This is a genomic window from Streptosporangium sp. NPDC006013 (assembly GCF_040614275.1).
GTDB lineage: Bacteria > Actinomycetota > Actinomycetes > Streptosporangiales > Streptosporangiaceae > Streptosporangium.
This window is the reverse complement of the sequence record NZ_JBEXUE010000194.1, coordinates 1-17,576: the sequence shown is the minus strand read 5'-3', so window position 1 is coordinate 17,576 and position 17,576 is coordinate 1. Positions and strand designations below refer to the sequence as shown.

15 protein-coding genes are annotated in these 17,576 nt (G+C 71.0%); 9 read left to right on the top strand and 6 right to left on the bottom strand.

The window, feature by feature from the left end; all coding sequences use genetic code 11:
* A partial coding sequence (locus ABZ260_RS26840) for a biotin/lipoyl-binding protein (protein ID WP_355623015.1) occupies positions 1 to 1,151 on the bottom strand: 1,151 nt, incomplete at its 3' end.
* Positions 1,152 to 1,299: 148 nt separating this feature from the next.
* Between ABZ260_RS26840 and ABZ260_RS26835 the strand changes: the two genes are divergently transcribed.
* From ABZ260_RS26835 to ABZ260_RS26805, 7 genes are all read left to right on the top strand, one after another.
* Entirely contained in the window at positions 1,300 to 2,475 is a 1,176-nt protein-coding gene (locus tag ABZ260_RS26835) for a biotin/lipoyl-binding protein (RefSeq protein ID WP_355623012.1), read from the top strand.
* On the top strand, positions 2,472 to 3,203 hold the full coding sequence (locus ABZ260_RS26830) for an ABC transporter ATP-binding protein (protein ID WP_355623009.1): 732 nt from the start codon (positions 2,472 to 2,474) through the stop codon (positions 3,201 to 3,203). Before ABZ260_RS26835 ends, ABZ260_RS26830 begins: the two co-directional genes overlap by 4 nt.
* On the top strand, positions 3,200 to 4,471 hold the full coding sequence (locus ABZ260_RS26825; RefSeq protein ID WP_355623006.1) for an ABC transporter permease: 1,272 nt from the start codon (positions 3,200 to 3,202) through the stop codon (positions 4,469 to 4,471). The genes ABZ260_RS26830 and ABZ260_RS26825 overlap by 4 nt, the downstream gene beginning before the upstream one ends.
* 28 nt (positions 4,472 to 4,499) lie before the next feature.
* Positions 4,500 to 5,078 carry a hypothetical protein gene (locus ABZ260_RS26820; protein ID WP_355623003.1) on the top strand — a complete coding sequence of 193 codons (579 nt, stop codon included), beginning with the start codon at positions 4,500 to 4,502 and terminating at the stop codon, positions 5,076 to 5,078.
* A gap of 49 nt (positions 5,079 to 5,127) precedes the next feature.
* On the top strand, positions 5,128 to 5,844 hold the full coding sequence (locus ABZ260_RS26815; protein WP_355557732.1) for a response regulator transcription factor: 717 nt from the start codon (positions 5,128 to 5,130) through the stop codon (positions 5,842 to 5,844).
* A 360-nt stretch (positions 5,845 to 6,204) separates the two neighbouring features.
* On the top strand, positions 6,205 to 8,262 hold the full coding sequence (locus tag ABZ260_RS26810; protein ID WP_355623000.1) for an ABC transporter: 2,058 nt from the start codon (positions 6,205 to 6,207) through the stop codon (positions 8,260 to 8,262).
* A complete protein-coding gene (locus ABZ260_RS26805) occupies positions 8,259 to 10,091 on the top strand; it encodes a GTPase (protein WP_355622998.1) in 1,833 nt (610 codons plus the stop codon). Before ABZ260_RS26810 ends, ABZ260_RS26805 begins: the two co-directional genes overlap by 4 nt.
* A 161-nt stretch (positions 10,092 to 10,252) precedes the next feature.
* On the opposite strand, the gene ABZ260_RS26800 is transcribed toward ABZ260_RS26805, so the two are convergent.
* From ABZ260_RS26800 to ABZ260_RS26790, 3 genes are all read right to left on the bottom strand, one after another.
* Entirely contained in the window at positions 10,253 to 10,597 is a 345-nt protein-coding gene (locus ABZ260_RS26800) for a DUF1036 domain-containing protein (RefSeq protein WP_343974979.1), read from the bottom strand.
* A 2-nt stretch (positions 10,598 to 10,599) separates the two neighbouring features.
* Positions 10,600 to 10,809, bottom strand: a complete 210-nt coding sequence (locus tag ABZ260_RS26795; protein WP_343974976.1) for a hypothetical protein — start codon at positions 10,807 to 10,809, stop codon at positions 10,600 to 10,602.
* 282 nt (positions 10,810 to 11,091) lie between these two features.
* Complete coding sequence (locus ABZ260_RS26790) at positions 11,092 to 12,021, bottom strand: zinc-binding dehydrogenase (protein ID WP_355622995.1); 930 nt, start codon at positions 12,019 to 12,021, stop codon at positions 11,092 to 11,094.
* A gap of 98 nt (positions 12,022 to 12,119) precedes the next feature.
* Here ABZ260_RS26790 and ABZ260_RS26785 point away from each other — a divergent pair, with 98 nt between their 5' ends.
* Both ABZ260_RS26785 and ABZ260_RS26780 read left to right on the top strand, forming a co-directional pair.
* A complete protein-coding gene (locus ABZ260_RS26785; RefSeq protein ID WP_350915683.1) occupies positions 12,120 to 12,797 on the top strand; it encodes a TetR family transcriptional regulator in 678 nt (225 codons plus the stop codon).
* A 382-nt stretch (positions 12,798 to 13,179) separates the two neighbouring features.
* A complete protein-coding gene (locus ABZ260_RS26780) occupies positions 13,180 to 14,364 on the top strand; it encodes a lipase (RefSeq protein ID WP_355623018.1) in 1,185 nt (394 codons plus the stop codon).
* Here ABZ260_RS26780 and ABZ260_RS26775 read toward each other — a convergent pair.
* Together ABZ260_RS26775 and ABZ260_RS26770 are read right to left on the bottom strand one after the other, a co-directional pair.
* The gene (locus ABZ260_RS26775) at positions 14,361 to 15,011 is read right to left on the bottom strand and encodes a response regulator transcription factor (RefSeq protein ID WP_355622991.1); all 651 of its coding nucleotides are present in this window, start codon (positions 15,009 to 15,011) and stop codon (positions 14,361 to 14,363) included. The two genes, ABZ260_RS26780 and ABZ260_RS26775, sit on opposite strands and share 4 nt — an antisense overlap.
* Positions 15,008 to 16,894 carry an ATP-binding protein gene (locus ABZ260_RS26770; RefSeq protein ID WP_355622988.1) on the bottom strand — a complete coding sequence of 629 codons (1,887 nt, stop codon included), beginning with the start codon at positions 16,892 to 16,894 and terminating at the stop codon, positions 15,008 to 15,010. Before ABZ260_RS26770 ends, ABZ260_RS26775 begins: the two co-directional genes overlap by 4 nt.
* Positions 16,895 to 17,576 lie beyond the last annotated feature (682 nt).

Here is a 17,576-nt window from a genome sequence, read left to right as displayed (position 1 = left end):
CCGTAGAGACACCGGGCGTGCTCCGTCAGGATGCTGTGCATGTTCTGGAGCGTACCCGCACCCGCGCCGGTGTTCGCGCCCGGCTTCGGGGTGGAGCATCCGGTGGGTCCGGTGCCCGGCGTCCTGACGGTGGTGGGCCTGGCGGTCGCCGTCGGCTTGGCCGCGTCGGTGGGGGCGGCTGTCGGGCCGGGGTGGGCCGTCGGTCCTGCGGGCCCACCCGGGCCCATCGTCGGACCGGAGGGCTGGGCCGTGGGCACCGGCTCCGAGGTCACGGGCGGCCCGCCACCGTCCGGCCTCGCGGTCACGGTGACCGTCGCGGTGGCCGTCACCGTCACCGTCGGAGCGGCCGTCACGGTGACGGTGACCGTCGGGGCGGGCTGGGGAGAGTCGTCCCCCGGCCGTCCCGCCGCTGACGGGGTGGGAGTGGGCGTCGCGGGCGAGGTCCGGGTGAGCGCGGCGGCCGTAGTGGAGGAGCCCGCCGGGTCAGGTACGGGCGTCGGGGTGACCGGTGCCGTCATGAGGCGGTATCCGGCGGGTGCGATACCGGCGGCCGGGACGACCCGTACCTCCCGCTCCGCTCCGGTCGGCTCGGGCGCCGGGGCCGGGGCGCTCGTCCCGGTCGGTGCGGGGGTGGCGCCCGCCCCCGGAGGCCGCGTCGCGGTGGGCTCGCATCCGGTCTGCCCGGCGGGATCGGACCGGCCGGTCCCGGTCTGGCCAGGTGTCGACTGCTGCTGGGGAGCTCCGCCTGCCGCGTCCCCCGCTGTGCTTCCGGTCGTGCTTCCCGCCTCCTCCAGCGCCTCCTCGGCCGCCGCGAGCTGCGCCTTCGCGGCGGTGTAACGCTCGCGTGCGGGTGCGGAGCCGATCCTGGCGAGCACATCCCCCTTGCTGACCTTGTCCCCGGCCTTGACATAGACCTTCGTGACCGTTCCCGATCCGCCGAAGGCCAGGTCCCGGGTGCCGTCGTCCACGGTGTTGCCCGCGGCCGACACCACGGCGGTCACCGTCCCGCGCCTGGCGGAGGCCAACTCCACCCGGGGAGCCTGGTCGGAGCCGCCGTCGAGCACGACGATCGCGCCCGCGCCCACCAGGACGAGGGCGGCGAGGGCAAGCCCTCCCACGCGCAGGTTCTTCGACAGATGGGTCGGTCTCATGGCGGACAATCCTGGACCGTCTGATTCACAGCATGCTCACAGGTGCCTGAAGGTTTGCTGTGCATCCTGAGCGGTACGACACGGTCTACAGGAAATCTTCAGCCTTTGTCGGGGTAGGCCCAAGCCTGGTACGCCAGGGTCGAGCGCTGTGAAGCTGTCGACCAAGCGCGGAGCGCTGATCGTGAACGGGACCCTCGGGGTCCTGTTGCTGGGCGGAGCGGTGATCGCCTACTCCTCCCTCGGCGGCGAGGCCTCATCCGCCGACGCCGCGGTGCGGACCGTGCAGGTGACCCGGGCCTCCGTCACCGCCTCCGTCTCCGCCTCGGGGACCGTGGCCAGCGCCCGCGCGCGGGCGCTGGAATTCGCATCGAGCGGCACCGTCGAGAAGATCTACGTCAAGGTGGGGGACAAGGTCACCAAGGGCCAGATCCTCGCCAGGCTGGACGACGACTCGGCGCAGGAGAGCCTGGACGCGGCCGCCGCCGCCCTCGACACCGCGGACGACGACACCTCGACCGCCGCGGCCTACGCCCAGTACATCACGGCCAGGAACACCTACCGGGCCGCGAAGCGCGCTGTGGACGGCACGGTCATCAAGGCACCGTTCTCCGGTACGGTCACCGCGGTCAACGGCACGGTCGGGGGCTCCTCGGGCGCCTCCGCCAAGGCCACCGGAAACACCGGAAACACCGGCGGCGCGGGCAACTCGGGCAACGCGGCCGGTGCGGGTTCCTCCGGCGGTGCGGCGAGCGGCTCGGGCGGTTTCATCGACATCGCGGACACCGGCAGGCTCCAACTCGTCGGCACCTTCACGGAGTCCGACGTCACCCGGCTAAAGGTCGGCCAGGCGGCCTCCATCGGGTTCGACGCGCTCAACGGCGTCACCGCGGCAGGGAAGGTCACCCAGATCCAGCCGACCGCCACCACCAGCAACAACGTGGTCCAGTACCCGGTGACGATCTCCTTCACCGAGGTGCCGGACGAGGTCCGGCTGGGCCAGACCGCCACGGTCGGGGTCGTCGTCGAGAGCGTGCAGAACGTGCTCGCGCTCTCCACCACGGTGATCTCCACCACGGGCTCCCGCAGCACGGTGACGGTCCTGCGCGACGGGCAGCAGGTGCCCGTCCAGGTGGAGGTCGGGGTCAAGGGCGACACGCTCACCGAGATCAAGTCCGGGCTGAACGAGGGCGACCAGGTGGTCCGCCCGGCGGCCACCGGGACCACCCAGCAGGGCGGCGGCTTCCCCGGCCTCGGGGGCGGGGGCGGCGGTCGCGGTATCGGTGGCGGTGGCGGCTTCGGCGGCGGGGGAGGGGCCGGCAGATGACCGTCCCCGTCCTCTCCCTGAAGGACATCACCAAGGTGTACGGCCGAGGAGACGCCGAGGTCCGGGCGTTGCGCGGTGTCTCGCTCAACGTCGAACGGGGCGACTACGTCGCCATCATGGGCGCCTCCGGGTCCGGCAAGTCCACGCTCATGAACATCCTGGGTTGCCTGGACGTGCCCACTTCGGGTGATTACCGCATCGATGGCACCGATGTCGGCTCGCTGGACGAGCGCCGGCTCGCCGTGCTCCGCAACCGGAAGATCGGCTTCGTCTTCCAGTCGTTCAACCTCATCCCCCGGATGAGCGCGCTCGCCAACGTCGAGCTGCCCATGGCGTACGGCGGGGTCGGCGCCGCGGACCGGCGGGCCCGCGCCCTGGCGGCCCTGGAGCAGGTCGGTCTCTCCGACCGGGTCCGCCACGAGCCGAACGAGCTCTCCGGTGGCCAGCAGCAGCGGGTGGCCGTGGCCAGGGCGTTGGTCACCGCGCCCGCCCTCCTCCTCGCCGACGAGCCGACCGGCAACCTCGACACCGCCTCCACCGAGGACGTGCTGGGCATCCTCGACGGGCTCAGCGTCTCAGGCAGGACGATCGTGATCATCACTCATGAGGATGACGTGGCCGCTCACGCCAAGCGGGTCATCCGCCTGGTGGACGGCCGGATCATCGAGGACCGCCGTCAGGCCCCCGTCGACGGGCTCCCGCCCCGCATGCCGGAGGTCATCGCGTGAGCCAACTGGAGATCCTGCGGTTCGCACTCCGCGGGCTGGCCGCGAACAAGCTGCGCAGCTTCCTGACCACGCTCGGCATCCTGATCGGGGTGGCGGCCGTGATCCTGCTGGTCGCCTTCGGCGAGGGAGCCTCACAGAGCATCCAGCAGTCCATCCAGCGGCTCGGCGCCAACACCCTCACCATCTCGGCGTCCTTCGCCGGGGGCGGTGGAGGCGGTGGTGGTTTCGGCGGCGCCGGGGGAGGCAGGGTGAGCGCGGGACAGAACGCCGGCCCGCGTACCCAGGCCAGGCCGCTCACCCTGGAGGACGCCAGAGCGCTGACCGACCGCGAGCAGGTGCCCTCGGTACGGAGCGTGTCGCCCGTGGTGACCGCGAACTCGGCCGCCGCGGTCCACGAGGGCGCCAGCCATACGATCGCGCAGCTCGTGGGCACCTACCCCAGCTATTTCGAGGCGACGAACAAGCCCGTGGAGAGCGGTACCTACTTCGTCAACGACGACGTGATCGCCGCCAGGAAGGTCATGGTGATCGGGCGGACCGTGGCCGAGGGGCTGTTCGGCACCGCCGATCCGGTCGGCAAGCCGGTCAGCGTCTCAGGCGTGCCGTTCACCGTGATCGGGGTGCTCAAGGAGTCGGGCTCCACGGGCATGCAGGACGCCGATGACGTGGCCATCGTGCCGTTGCCCGCCGTGCAGCAGAGCCTGACCGGGTTCGGCGCGCTCGGTTCCATCATCGTGCAGGCGACCGGCGCGGATGCCACCGACTCGGCGCAGGCCGAGGTCACCGCCGTACTCGACCAGCGGCACGGCATCACCCCGACGGGCACCGCGGACTACCGGATCCTGAACCAGGCCACCCTGCAGGAGACGGTCAGCTCGACCATCGGGATCTTCACCGCCCTGCTCGGTGCGGTCGCCGCCATCTCCCTGCTGGTCGGCGGCATCGGCATCACCAACATCATGCTGGTCACCGTCACCGAGCGGACCAGGGAGATCGGCATCAGAAAGGCCATCGGCGCGCCCAGGAGCGCCATTCTCGGCCAGTTCCTGCTGGAGGCGACGGTGCTGAGCCTGGTGGGCGGCCTGCTGGGCGTCGCGATCGCGTTCGCCGGCACCCGCTTCACGATCGCCGGGATCTCACCGGTGCTCGTACCGTCCTCGATCGCACTGGCCCTCGGCGTCTCGGTGGGCATCGGGCTGTTCTTCGGCGGCTACCCGGCCAACCGGGCGGCCAAGCTCCGGCCCATCGAGGCCCTGCGCCACGAGTGACCCGTACGGCTTAGGCAAGGAGAGAGACATGGGCGGCAACGCCGACGAGACGGTCCCGGCGGGGAGATCCCTGGAGGGCTCCCCGTTCCGGGGGGACCTGGACAGCGAGCTGGCGGCCCGGCCGCCGCGCCGGCTGTCCACGCTCACCCTCGTGCTGGGCGCCGGGGTGATGCTCGTGGCAGGGGTGATCGTGGGTATCCAGGTGCAGAAGGCGACGGGTGTCACGTCCGGTCCCACCGGTGCCCCGGGAGCCGCGATGCGGCAGGGCGCGGGTCCCGGGGGTTTCAGTGGATACGGCGGTTTTGGAAACGGGCAGCAGGGTGGTCAGGGCGCGGGTCAGGGCCAGGGGCCGGGGCAGGGCGGTGGCGGCCGGGGCGGCATGACCGTCGGCACCGTGCAGCGGGTGGAGGGCGAGAAGGTCTACCTCCAGACGACCGACGGATCCGTCGTGACGGTGAACACCACGGACGAGACGTCGGTGCGCCTCACCAAGGAGGGCAAGGTCGCGGACCTCAAGCCCGGTGGCACGGTGGTCGTACAGGGAGCCAGGGCCGAGGACGGCTCGGTCAGCGCGACCGCGATCAACGAGGGGGGCGGCCGACGGTGAGCCGGTTCCCAGGAAACGTTCAGCTTCGGCTGAGCTTCGTTCCAGAGAGGTGAGCGAGCCTCAGGGGGTGCTGGACAGAGTGGAAGCCCGATTGCTGGTCGTGGACGACGAACCGAATATCAGGGAGCTGCTCTCGGCCAGCCTGCGACTGTCCGGGTTCGAGGTGGTGACCGCGGTGGACGGTCGGGAGGCCGTGCAGTTCGCCGAGCGCATCCGCCCCGACCTCGTCGTGCTGGACGTGATGCTGCCCGACATGGATGGCTTCGCCGTGGCCGGGCGGCTGCGGGAGATGAGCGGGCAGATGCCGGTGCTCTTCCTCACCGCGCGGGACGGCACCGATGACAAGGTCGCCGGGCTGCGCTTGGCCGACGACTACGTGACCAAGCCGTTCAGCCTGGAAGAGGTGCTCGCCCGCATCCGGGCCGTGCTCCGGCGTACCAGGGGAGACCTCGACCTGCCGGCCCGCCTGCAGGTCGGTGACCTGGAGCTGGACGAGGAGGCGCACCAGGTCTGGCGTTCCGGCGTTCCGGTGCGGCTGTCGCCCACCGAGTTCAAGCTCCTGCACTACTTCATGGTCAACAGCGGCAGGGTGCTGTCCAAGGCACAGATCCTCGACCATGTCTGGAATTACGACTTCGGCGGCGACGCCGGGGTGGTCGAGTCCTACGTCTCCTACCTGCGCCGGAAGGTCGACACGGCCGAGCCGAGGCTCATCCACACCCTCCGCGGGGTGGGGTACGTGCTGCGCCCCCCGCACAGTGATTGAATTTTCAGCCGATATTCAGCTCTACCTGACCTGATTCTGAGTTTTGTGTGTTCAAATAGACACTGCACGACCCCCGATCGCCTCGGAGCCATCCGATGGACTCGGGCTCGCCTCCAGCTGCGGGGGAGACGAGTCCGGCACGGTCCGCGGCTGGGATCCGAGGGCTGGGCCCCACCGCTTTACCGAGTTCGCCCCCGTAACCCGGTCAGGCGGTGGGGCCAATTTCGTTGGAGGGGGTCCCGTCGGCAGGGTCGACGGTCTGCTGGAGGCGCCGCGGCGGCCGGGTTCGCCGCCATGACCCGGGCGAGCGGTGGCGCCGATCGCGTCTAGAGGGGCATCCTGTCGGGCAGGATCGACCGTATGGGCGACAACGACGGTCTGCTGGAGACGTTGCGAGAGTTGCGGCGACATCTCGACCGTGACCTGTTCCCCCTCGCGATCGGCGACGTGACGGCTGACCGCCGGGCACTGCGCGAGCTGACCGGCCAGCTCGACGACTACCTCATCCCCAGGCTGAGCGCCATCGACGCCCCGCTGCTCGCCGTCGTCGGCGGCTCCACCGGGGCCGGCAAGTCCACGCTGGTGAACTCCCTGGTCGATGCGGACGTCTCCGAGCCCGGGGTGCTGCGGCCCACGACGATGGCCCCCACCCTGGTCACCAGTCCCGCCGACCGCGACTGGTTCACCGCCCAGAACATCCTGCCCGGCCTGCCCCGCGTCACCGGGAACGGCAGAGGCGAGCCCGGCACGCTCAGGGTCGTCACCACCGAGGCACTTCCGCCGGGACTGGCCCTGCTGGACGCCCCCGACATCGACTCGGTCGTCACCGCCAACCGCGAGCTGGCCGCCCAGCTGCTCGCCGCCGCCGACCTGTGGCTGTTCACCACCACCGCCGCCCGGTACGCCGACGAGGTCCCCTGGAGTTTCCTGCGCTCGGCCAGGGAGCGGAGCACGGCCTTGGCCGTCATCCTCTCCCGGGTGCCGCCGGAGGCACTGGGCGTGGTGCGCAAGGACCTGGCCCGGCTGCTGGAGGCCAACGGTCTGGGGGGAACTCAGCTTTTCGAGGTGCCCGAGCTGGTGCTGCCCGAGGAGAACGCCCGGCTGCCGCGCCAGGCGGTCCGGCCGATCGCCGACTGGCTCACCACCATCGCCGCCGACTCCCGTTCCCGCGCCGACGTGGTGCGCCACACCCTGTCCGGTGCGCTGGAGAGCCTCTCCACCCGCGTTCCCGCGCTCGCCGGAGCGGTCGAGCGCCAGCACGCCGGGGCCGCCGAACTGCGCTCGATGGCGGACGCCGCCTACGCCGTGGGCCTCGCCTCCTTCGACGAGGGCATGCGAGACGGGTCGCTGCTGAGGGGGGAGGTCCTGGCCCGCTGGCAGGACTTCATCGGGACCGGTGACCTGATGCGCTCCCTGGAGAGCCGGGTCGGCCGGCTCAGGGACCGGGTCGTGGCGTTCGTCACCGGGCGGCCCGCGCCGGAGAGCGAGCTGCGGGTCGCGCTGGAGAGCGGGGTGGAGGCACTGATCAGGGCCTCGGCCGACGGTGCCGCCGAGCGCCTGATGGAGTCATGGTCGTCGCACCCGGCGGGGCGCGCCCTGCTGGAGCGCGAAGGGGTCGCCACCGCGGGGCGTCTCGGCCGGGCCTCCGCCGACCTGCCCGCCAGGGCGCAGGAGGCGGTCAGGGGCTGGCAGTCGTACGTGCTCGACCTGGTCAGAAAGGAGGGGGCGGACAAGCGGACCACCGCCCGCATCACCTCGTTCGGACTCAACGGCGCCGGGCTGCTGCTGATGCTCGCGGTGTTTGCCTCGACCGGTGGCCTGACCGGCATCGAGGTCGGCATCGCCGGAGGCACCAGCGTGCTCAGCCAGAAGGTCCTGGAGGCCGTCTTCGGCGACCAGGCCGTCCGCACCCTCACCGTCAAGGCCCGCTCCGACCTGCGCGCCCGGGTGGCGATCCTGCTCGGTGAGGACGCCGACCGCTTCATCGCCCTCCTGGACGCCGTCCAGCCCCCCGAGAGCACCGCCCCCGCCCTCCGCGCCACCGCGGACGCGGTACGCGAGCACCTGCGCGAACTGCCCGTCGCGAACCGCCGGGCCGCTCTTTCGCCGGGCGCAGCCCCAGAAGGCGCGGGTTCCGCCGCTTCCGCCACGACGGCGCCTGAAGAAGGCTCGGAGACCGTACGCGATTCCCGGCGACGGTCCGACGGCGTCCGGCATCCGGCAGAAAGGCCGGATTTCCCACACGCGGATGGACCCGGTCATTCGCGCTCGCCGGGCGGATCCGACGGTGCTCCACGGGCGGACGGTGAACCTGATTCCCCGCGCGCGACAGGCGGGCCCGGCTCTCCGCGTCCGCCGGGCGGACCTGATGACGGGGGCCGGCGGGCTCCCAATGCGGGAGAGGCGGGCGAGGAGTGAAGCTGCTGCGACGGGAGAAGGCGGTCTCGCTGGACGACCGGCTGGCGGCGCTGGCGCGGGCCGCCGACCTGGCCGACGGGCGGCTGGACGCAGAGGCGGTCGCCGCGGCGCGTTCGGTGGTCTCCCGCGCCGGGGTACGGGCAAGCCTGTCGGTCGACCACACCGCGGTCGCGCTGGCCGGAGCCACCGGCAGCGGTAAGTCCTCGCTGTTCAACCTGCTGTCCGGTACCTCGCTCGCCACGGTCGGGGTCACCCGGCCGACCACCTCGACCGCCCAGGCCGCCCTCTGGGAGGGCGGCGGGGCGGGACCGCTGCTCGACTGGCTGGGTGTTCCCCGCCGCCACGAGCTTCTCGACACCTCAGGCTCGGCCGGTGTCACCCCCGAGAGGGATCGCGAGATCCGCTCCGCTGACGTCGCCCAGGAGGGGGGCGACTCTGGGAAGCACGAGTTTCTCGACGTTCCCGGCTCCGGCGTTTCCGAGGGTGGTCGCGAGATCCGTTCCGCCGGCCCCGTCCCCGATGCTCCCGTGCCTGTCGGTCATCCGTCCGGGATGGGCGGGAAGGCCGCGGGACTGATCCTGCTCGACCTGCCCGACCACGACTCGATCGAGCCTTCGCACCGGCTGGAGGTCGACCGGCTCGTCGAGCTGGTCGACCTGCTGGTCTGGGTGCTCGATCCGCAGAAGTATGCCGACGCGGCGGTCCACGACCGCTACCTCAGGCCGCTGGCCCGGCACCGGGAGGTCATGGTCGTCGTCCTCAACCAGATCGACCGGCTCTCCCCGGCCGCCGCCGAGCGGTGCCTGAAAGACCTCCGGCGGCTCCTCGACACCGACGGGCTGGCCGGGGTGCCGGTGATCGGGGTCTCCGCCCGCACCGGCGCGGGCATCCCCGAGCTGCGCTCCCTGCTCGCCTCTCGGGTCGCCGACCGGCGGTCCTGGGCCGCACGTCTCGCCGCCGACACCGGCATGGCCGCCGACGCGCTTGGAGAGGCGTCCAGCGCCACCACTCCGGGGGAGAACCCCTCGATGGACAATCTGGTGAAGCCGCTGAGGGACGCGCTGTCGGAGGCCGCCGGGGTGCCGGCCGTCGTCGAGGCCGTGGCCAGGTCCTACCGGCACCGCTCGGTCGCCGCCACGGGATGGCCGCCCACCCGGTGGATCCGCCGCCTGCGGCCCGACCCGCTCCGCCGCCTCCGCCTGGACGCCACCAGCCGCGTCTCCGGGGAGCAGGGGGACATCGTCGGGAGGACCTCGATCCCGGTGGCGACGGTCGTCCAGCGCTCCCGGATGGACAACGCGATCAGGGAGGCCGCGAGAAGCGCCTCGGCCGGGCTGCCCGCGCCGTGGACGGCGGCCGTGCGGCAGGCGGCGAGGTCACACGGGGACGAGCTGGAGGACGGCCTGGACCGAGCGGTCGCCACCACCTCTCTCGGTGCCGCCCGGCGGCCCCTGTGGTGGCGGCTGGCCGGGCTGGCGCAGTGGCTGGCGCTGGCGACGGTGCTAGCCGGAGGGGCCTGGCTGCTCGCCCTGGTCGCCATCGACTACCTACGACTTCCGCAGCTCTACCTACCGACCGCAGGAGAGCTGCCCTGGCCGACCACGCTGCTGATCGGGGGTGTCCTGCTCGGCCTGCTGATCGCGCTGCTGTCCCGAGTGGCCTCCTGGCTCGGCGGCCGGCGCCGCGCCCGCAGGGCGGCGAGGGCGCTGCGGGCGAGTGTCGACCGGGTCGCCCGTGAGCTGGTGCTCGACCCCATGGAGGAGGAGCTGTCCCGATATCACCGCTTCGCCGAAGCGGTCACGCTGGCCCGGAACGGGACTCGCAGGTGAGGTGATCTCTCAGGAGGGAAGATGCGCTCTGGGGGCGAGCGCCTCCCGGTAGAAGGGGACGGACCCGGAGAAGGTCCGTCACGCAGGAGGCGCTCAGTTGGGTCCTCACCGCGGGGGCCGGACCGGTCGGTGCCGGTCGGGGGCGTCAGGTGAGGGGTGGATCAGGCGACGAGGTTGACGTAGTACGTGGAGTAGCCGTTCATGTCGATCAGACGGGTGCCCACGCGCCTGGCCGCGGTGCTGCCGATGTTGATGCAGGAGTCGAAGGCGTTCTGATAGACGTACATCGGGCCGTAGGCGCCGGTCCAGACGGCCCCGTTGGCGGCCTCGGCGTAGTAGGCGGCGTAGCGGTTGTTGGTGTTGAGGACGAACGCCTCGCCGCCCGGGTCGATGGCCCACCAGCCCCGGGTGCCCCACTGGCCGTAGTCGCGGCAGCCGTCGGGGCTGTAGAACATGATCGCGACCCACACCTTGGAGCCGTAGCGGTTACGGAAACGCAGCTGCATGTCTACTCCTCCGCTTCCGTGAACCGCAGGGCGAGGGGCCTGTCGTCAAGCGCCTCGCCGGCCACCGGGGGAAGGTGGTCGTCGCTCTTCGCGACGACCGCGACGCGGTCGGCCGCTCCCGGCCGCTCGCTCGTCTCTCCCGTGCTGGCCGCCGTGGCGTCCGCGAACGCCACCCGGGGGTCCGGGGGATGTTCGGTGCCGTTGTCCGGCATGGTTGCTCACCTACATTCGTTTGAGTGCGTAGGGTGATCGGGCAACAACATACAGTCATACTCAAGGTCATGTAAAGAATCGTTTTCATTTCCGCGGTGGGTACGCCGGTGGGACGGGCTCGACGAGACGGCGGATCTCGGAGTGGGGCCGGGAGGGCGCCGTCGGCTTTTCCTTGATCCGGGTGTTTCCGCACGCCCCGGTGTGCGGAAACACCCGGATCATCAAGGAAAGAGCGTCTGGTCGCCTGCCTGCCGTCCGCGAATCAGGGAAACGCGACCGGCTCAGCCGATGTCGAGAACCGCCTTGCCGTGCAGCCTGCGGCCGCGGAGAGCCTCGACCGCCTCGGCGGCCTTGTCCCAGCCGCCCCGCCAGGAGATCTGCGGGTCCAGGCGGCCGGCCGCGACCTGCCCGGCCAGCCAGGTCAGGTCCGGTGCCAGGCCCGAGCAGGCGAGCAGGAAGAAGGTGACGATCGAGCGGTCGTGGCGGCCCTGATCGCCGAACAGCGCCCCGAACGGGAAGTGCTCGCCCTCGCTGGTCGCGTGCCCGATGGACACGAGTGTGCCGCCCTCGGCGAGCTTGTCGAAGCCGTCCACGAGCTGGCGTCCGCCGACCAGTTCGACGATGCCGTTCACCGGGGCATCGATCTCGGATGGGCCGGCCACCACCTCGTGCGCGCCCAGTGCCCGCAGGCTGTTCTCGTGCGCTCCCGGGTCACCGGTGGACGCCACCACGTGCGCGCCGCCGAGCCGGGCGAGCTGCACGGCGTACCGTCCGACCCCGCCGGTGGCGCCGGTGATCAGTACCCGCTTTCCGGCGATCGGGCCAAGCCGGCGCAGGGCGCGCAGTGCGCTGGCGCCCGCCACCGGGACGGTGCCGACCGCGCCGAGGTCGGCACCTTGCGGCACCGTGCCGATCAGCTCCGTGTCGACGGCGCGCAACTCGGCCCACGCGCCGTCGGCGGCGAGCGTCACCACCGGGGTGCCCGCGGCCGGGCCGGAGCCGTCGGCGGCGGCTCGCTCCACCACCCCGGCCGCGTCCCAGCCCGGCACGCTGCCCTCGGGCGCGTTGTCCAGGCCGAACTTGACCTCGCCGTAGTTGAGGGAGGTCGCTGTCACCCTGATCAGCGCCTGGCCGGGGGAGGGGTCGGGCTCGGGGGCCTCACCGGATCGCAGCCCGCCGGACAGGGAGCGGTCGACAAGCAGAGCACGCATGGGGCATGAACCTTTCGCGAGGACGTTGGCGATCACCATAATGCCACTGAGTGGCATAAGCCTATAAGGGGCATTCGTATCTCGCTAGACTGGCCGCGATGACCACCTCGCCCTCACCGACCACCCCGGCCGACCGGCTGCCGCTGCGCGAGCGCAAGAAGCTCCGCACCCGCCAGGCGCTGATCGACACCGCTCTGGAACTGTTCACCGAGCGGGGTTTCGACGGCACGACACTCGACGAGCTCTGCGCGGCGGTCGAGATCTCCAAGCGCACCTTCTTCCGTACCTTCAGCAGTAAGGAAGACGTGGCGATGGCGCCCGTCCACGACCTGTGGACCGCCTTCCTCGACGACCTCGAATCCCGTGAACCCGGTGGCCGCCCCGTCCTGGAGATGCTTCAGGACGCCCTGCTCGCCGCCCTCGACCGGATGACCGCCGAGGGCTGGGAGAACCGTGTTCGGCTCAGCCGCCGGCTCGCGGAGAAAACCCCCTCGATGGACGCGCACGGCCTGCACTTCTGCGACCGCACCAGCCGCGCCGCACTCGCGATCCTGCACCGCAGGTTCAACCTGGCCGACCCGTACGACCTGCGCCCCAGGCTCGCCCTCGACATGCTCGTCGCCGCGTTCCACTGCGCCCTGGAGACATGGATATCCCGGCCCGGTGCCCCCACCCGCGCCGAACTGGCCGCCCACACCCGCGACGCCTTCGCCGCGATCCCGGGCAGCCTCACGCTGACCCTCGGCCTACGGGAGGAAGCTCAGACGCCCTCGTAGAGACGGGTTCCGCATGTGCATCCTGATCGCGGTTGCAGCCGCGTCATGGGCCTATTCAAGTAGCCCCGATGCACTGGTAACACGAGGCCCCGGGCTAAGCCCCTGCCGAAACCCCGATGCCCGATTTAGCAAGATCGCGGACATTCGATGGTGGAAGACAGGGATTGCCCTGGGGCCTTCACCGTCCGTATCGCCCTCTCGATCCAAGACGCCCGTAGCAGGTCGCACGCCGCACATCGAGGTAGCGGGGAGTGCCCTCAGTGCCAAGCTCAAGCGGGCCTTGACCCCCCCGGGCGGAGGGGTGCTTCCTTCATTCGTATGAGTGCCAAAATCATCTCTGGTGGGGAGTTTCTGGACAGCGAGCCTCCCTAGCGTGGCCGTTATGAATTGCGCATTGCTCAGACGGGGCGTGGCCTCTGCGGTGGCGGTCGGCCTTCTGCTCACCGGGCCCGCCGTACAGGCCATGTCAAAGCCCGTCACTGTGGCCCTGCCCCAGCCGACAGGTCCACGCGAGATCGGCACTGTCGCGCTGCACCTGCGTGACGGCTCCAGGGCCGACCCGTGGATCAAGGCACATGACCGGCGTGAGCTGATGATCAGCCTGTGGTACCCCACCCGTCGTCCGGACGGCCACCCCGCTGCGCCTTGGCTGCCGCCTCGCGCCGCCGAGGCCTTCTATCGCAACAGCAGCCTCTCGCCTGCGGCTGTCAGCCTGCCTTTGACCCATGGCCGCGAAGGGGCCCCTGTGGCGGGCCGAGGGCTGCCCGTCGTACTGTTCTCACCCGGCAACGGCGCCGACCGTTCCATGAACACCGCCACGGTCGAAGAACTGGCCAGCTGGGGCTACATGGTGGTCACGATCGATCATCCGGGCGATGCCGGCGAGGTGGAGTTCCCCAACGGCACGGTCACCGGCCGTGTCCTGAAGCCGGTCCCGGTGAGCCGGCTGGACGAGAAGGCCGAAGAGATCAAGGTGCGGGTGGCCGACACGCGATTCGTGCTGGACCGGCTCAAGGGGCTGAACAAGGGGCAGAACCCCGATGTTGAAGGCCGGAAGCTGCCGGAGGGGCTGCGTGGCGCGTTCGACCTGAGCAGGGTCGGCATGTTCGGCCATTCCGCGGGAGGAGCGACGGCCGCCGCGACGATGCTGGAGGATCGGCGGGTCAAGGCGGTTTTGAACCTGGACGGACCCGCCCTCGGCAAGGTGGCCGCCAAAGGATTGGCCAAGCCGTACATGCTCATGGAGGCCGAGATCTTCGACAAGCCCATCCGCGGGCAGAAGGCCTTCTGGTCCCGGCTGAAGGGCTGGCGGCTACACGTGAAGACCAAGGGCGTCAAGCACAATTCCTATACCGACCTGCCGCTGCTGTACGAGCAGGCGGCGCCGGTGATCGGCCTGTCAAAGGAGCAGTTGCGAGCGGTAAACGGCACACTGTCGGCGGCGCGTTCCGTGGCCGTCACCCGCGCCTACACCATGGCCTTCTTCGATCTGCATCTACGGCGCAAAGGCGACCTGCTCGACAGGCGTTCCTCACGGTTTCCCGAGGTGCAGGTGATCGCCCGTTAGGGCTCACGCGACCAGATGAAGCCGCTCTCGTAGGCGTAAATGGTGGCATGCAGCCTGTCGCGGACCTGGAGCTTGGCCAAGATGGAGGCGACGTGCTCCTTGACGGTCGTGGCGCTGATGCCCAAGGCCGCGCCGATCTCGGCATTGGTCAGGCCGCGTGTGAGGTGCCACAGCACGTCGTCTTCGCGCGGGGTCAACGTGTTCAGCGCGGGGGCGGGTGATGGCAGGTGTGGGACCAAGCGCTTGATCAGCCGGGAGGTGATCGCCGGGTCGAGGAACGACTGGCCCGCCGCGGTCAGCCTGACCACCTCGATCACCCGCCTCGGCTCGGCGTCCTTGAGCAGGAAACCGCAGGCGCCCGCGCGTAGCGCGGTGTGGACATATTCCTCCAGCCCGAACGTGGTCAGCATCACCACGCGGACCGCCGGCAGCCGGCGGGTGATCGTGGCGGCGGCCGACAAGCCATCGGTGCCGGGCATCCGGATGTCCATCAGCACGACGTCCGGAACCTCGGTGATGGCCTGCGCGGTCGCCGCCGCCCCATCGGCGGCCTGGCCCACCACCTCGATATCGGGTTCGACCGACAACATCGCGGCGATCCCGGCCCGGACCATCGCCTGGTCATCGGCCACCAGCACCCGGATCACACGCCCACCTCGGGCAGCCAGATCCGCACCCACCTGTCACGGCGGGCCATGCCGCCGCCGGCCGCGTCGGCCACCGCCCGCAGCCGTCGTCTGGCCCCCGCATCCGCCATGCCCGAGAGCATAACCCCGGTGGGAAGGCAGCTCACCACGAGCATCCCATCGTGACTGAGAAGCTCGCGGGCGACCCAGAACGCTGTCGCCTCCACAGCTCCCTGCAGTTGGCGCGGCTCGCCGAGAAAGCGCACGACCGCTTCGTGGCGGGCCGCCAGTGCGGTGATCCCGGCCAGGCACGGGGGCGGGGCATTTTCGCCCATCGGGCTACGTAGCTCATCGAGCAGGTCCCGCAGGGCGTCCAGCCCTGCGCGCGCCTCGACCATCACGGTCTCCAGGTCCACGGCGGCCACCACCGCCTGCGCGCGCAGCAACGCCGTCGAACGCAGCCTGGCGGCGATCCTGGCCCGCTCCGCTCGTGCCGCTTCCTCGCTCAATCGGTGATGGCGCACGACGGCGGCGGCATGACGACCGGCCCGCCTGGTCGTGATCGCCACGCCTGCCGCCCACACCCCCGCCATCGGCATCAACAGGCAGACGCTCAGCACCGCCCAGACGCCCACGCGGTTACCGGTGATCTCCGGGCTCCAGGCCAGCGCCGCCCCGGTCGTCACCGCCACCGCCACCGGTGCCGGCCAGCTTCGCAGCCGCCTCGCCGCGCCAATGCCATACATCATGATCAACTCCACCCAGCCGCTCCACAAGAAGCCCCCGCCTGACGGCACCGGCCAGCCCGCCCATCGCGCCGCCACCAGGAGCGGATATATGGACAAGGCCAGGGGCACGGCCACGACCGGCCGGTGTGTGTGGAAACGCAGTGCCAGGGCGTGCACGACGAGCAGGGGCAGGAGTGGAACCAGCGTTGGCGCGGACAGCGGAGGACCTGCCCCAGGTATCAGCAGCCCGCCCACCGGAATCCCAGCGGCCAACCCCACCAGTGCCCACGTGTGCAGCCTGCCGCCTGGCCTCTCGGTGGCGGTCTGATCGATGGTCAGAGGGAGTTCCGCACGCACCGACCAGCCTCGTGCCGACCGGCCGGCCGACAGTGAGCCGCCCGCCGCCGCCAGGTCGGCCCGCAGCACCGAAAGGCCGCTCCCGCATCCCCCGGCGAACGGCTCGCCCGTCTCCGCACGTCCCCAGTCGTCGACCGTGACCACTAGCCGGTCGCTCCGCCGTGCCAGACCCACCTCGACGCGCGCTCCGTGAGCGTAGCGCCGACAATTGGTCAGTGCCTCGCGCACCACGCGGAAGGCCAGCGCGGCGATGAGCGGTGGCGCGGACTCCACGCTCCTGCGATAGACCGGTGGCCGCCCCGGCCATCCCGCGACCAGCGCGTCGACCTCTGCCAGGTCGGTTCGCGCCGCCCGCTGATCGAGGGCGGTCAGCCGGGTGAGCTCGGCCACGGCCAACCTCCCCTCTGTCGCCGCGTGCGCGCTCGCTTCGGCCTTCAGCCGGGGATCGGCGACGTGCAGCGCGGACGAAGCGCCGATCATGATGCCGGTCAGCCGATGCGCCGCGGTGTCATGGAGGTCGGCGGCGAGCCTGTGCCGTTCGGAGGCCGCTGCCAGGCCGGGCACTGCCCACTCTCCCGAGCGGTAGGCCGCCAGCGCCCGGCGTCGCGCCCCGCGCAGCCGGGCCGACCTGCCCAGGGCCCAGCTCGTCGCGCCCAGCCCCACAGCCAGTAGCGCCGTGCCGACGATCTCCAGCGGAGTCCGGCCGAGGACGGCGACGACACCCGTGGCCGCGACGATCGCGGCCGCGGCACTCCACGCCGTCACGCTCGCCGTGCACCGGTAGGCCACGTACGACAGGAGAACGACGGCTGCGAGCAAGCTGATCCACCACATAGCCACCCTCGCAGCTCATATGAAGACTCGTCCCACGCGGGCACAGTTGGTGTGACCGGCGGGTGAGGCCGCTGCCAGGAGCCCGAAGACAGCGGCCTCAGCGAGGATGGTTCGCATGTGTTCATCGTCACCGGTGACGGCCTCGTCAGGTGATCGCCAAAGGTACACCGGCCATCATCCGCCCGGCGGGTCGCGCACTCCTCCTTAGGAGAATCCGCTTCCTGCGGCCCGGTTGCACGATCTACGCCACGTCCATGCGACGACGCTGCTCCTTGCGGGCGTCGCCGTGCATGTCCGGGGTTGAGGAACAGCGGGACAGTCATTGGCGGTAAACCGCTGCGTCGCAGGTCGCGGAAGACCGTGCAGGGCGTCGGGGCGGTGTCCTCCGGAGCCGTGCCCTCACTTCAGCGGGCTCTGACCGCCTGGCCCTTTCGCATTCGACCAGCTCACCGCCACAACGAGAAACAAGATCTTTCTCACCGCCAACGACTGTCCCGCTTTTCCTCGACCCCGGAGCACACGATGCCCAAGAAGCAGACCAGCGCCGCCAAGCGCGCTCGCGCCGCCGTGTCCCCGCCGACCTGTGCTCGCGGGTGCTCGCCCGGCTCTTCCCGGACGCCCCGACGAGCACGGACCCCTGGCCCACCCTGCTGTGGGCCACCGGACG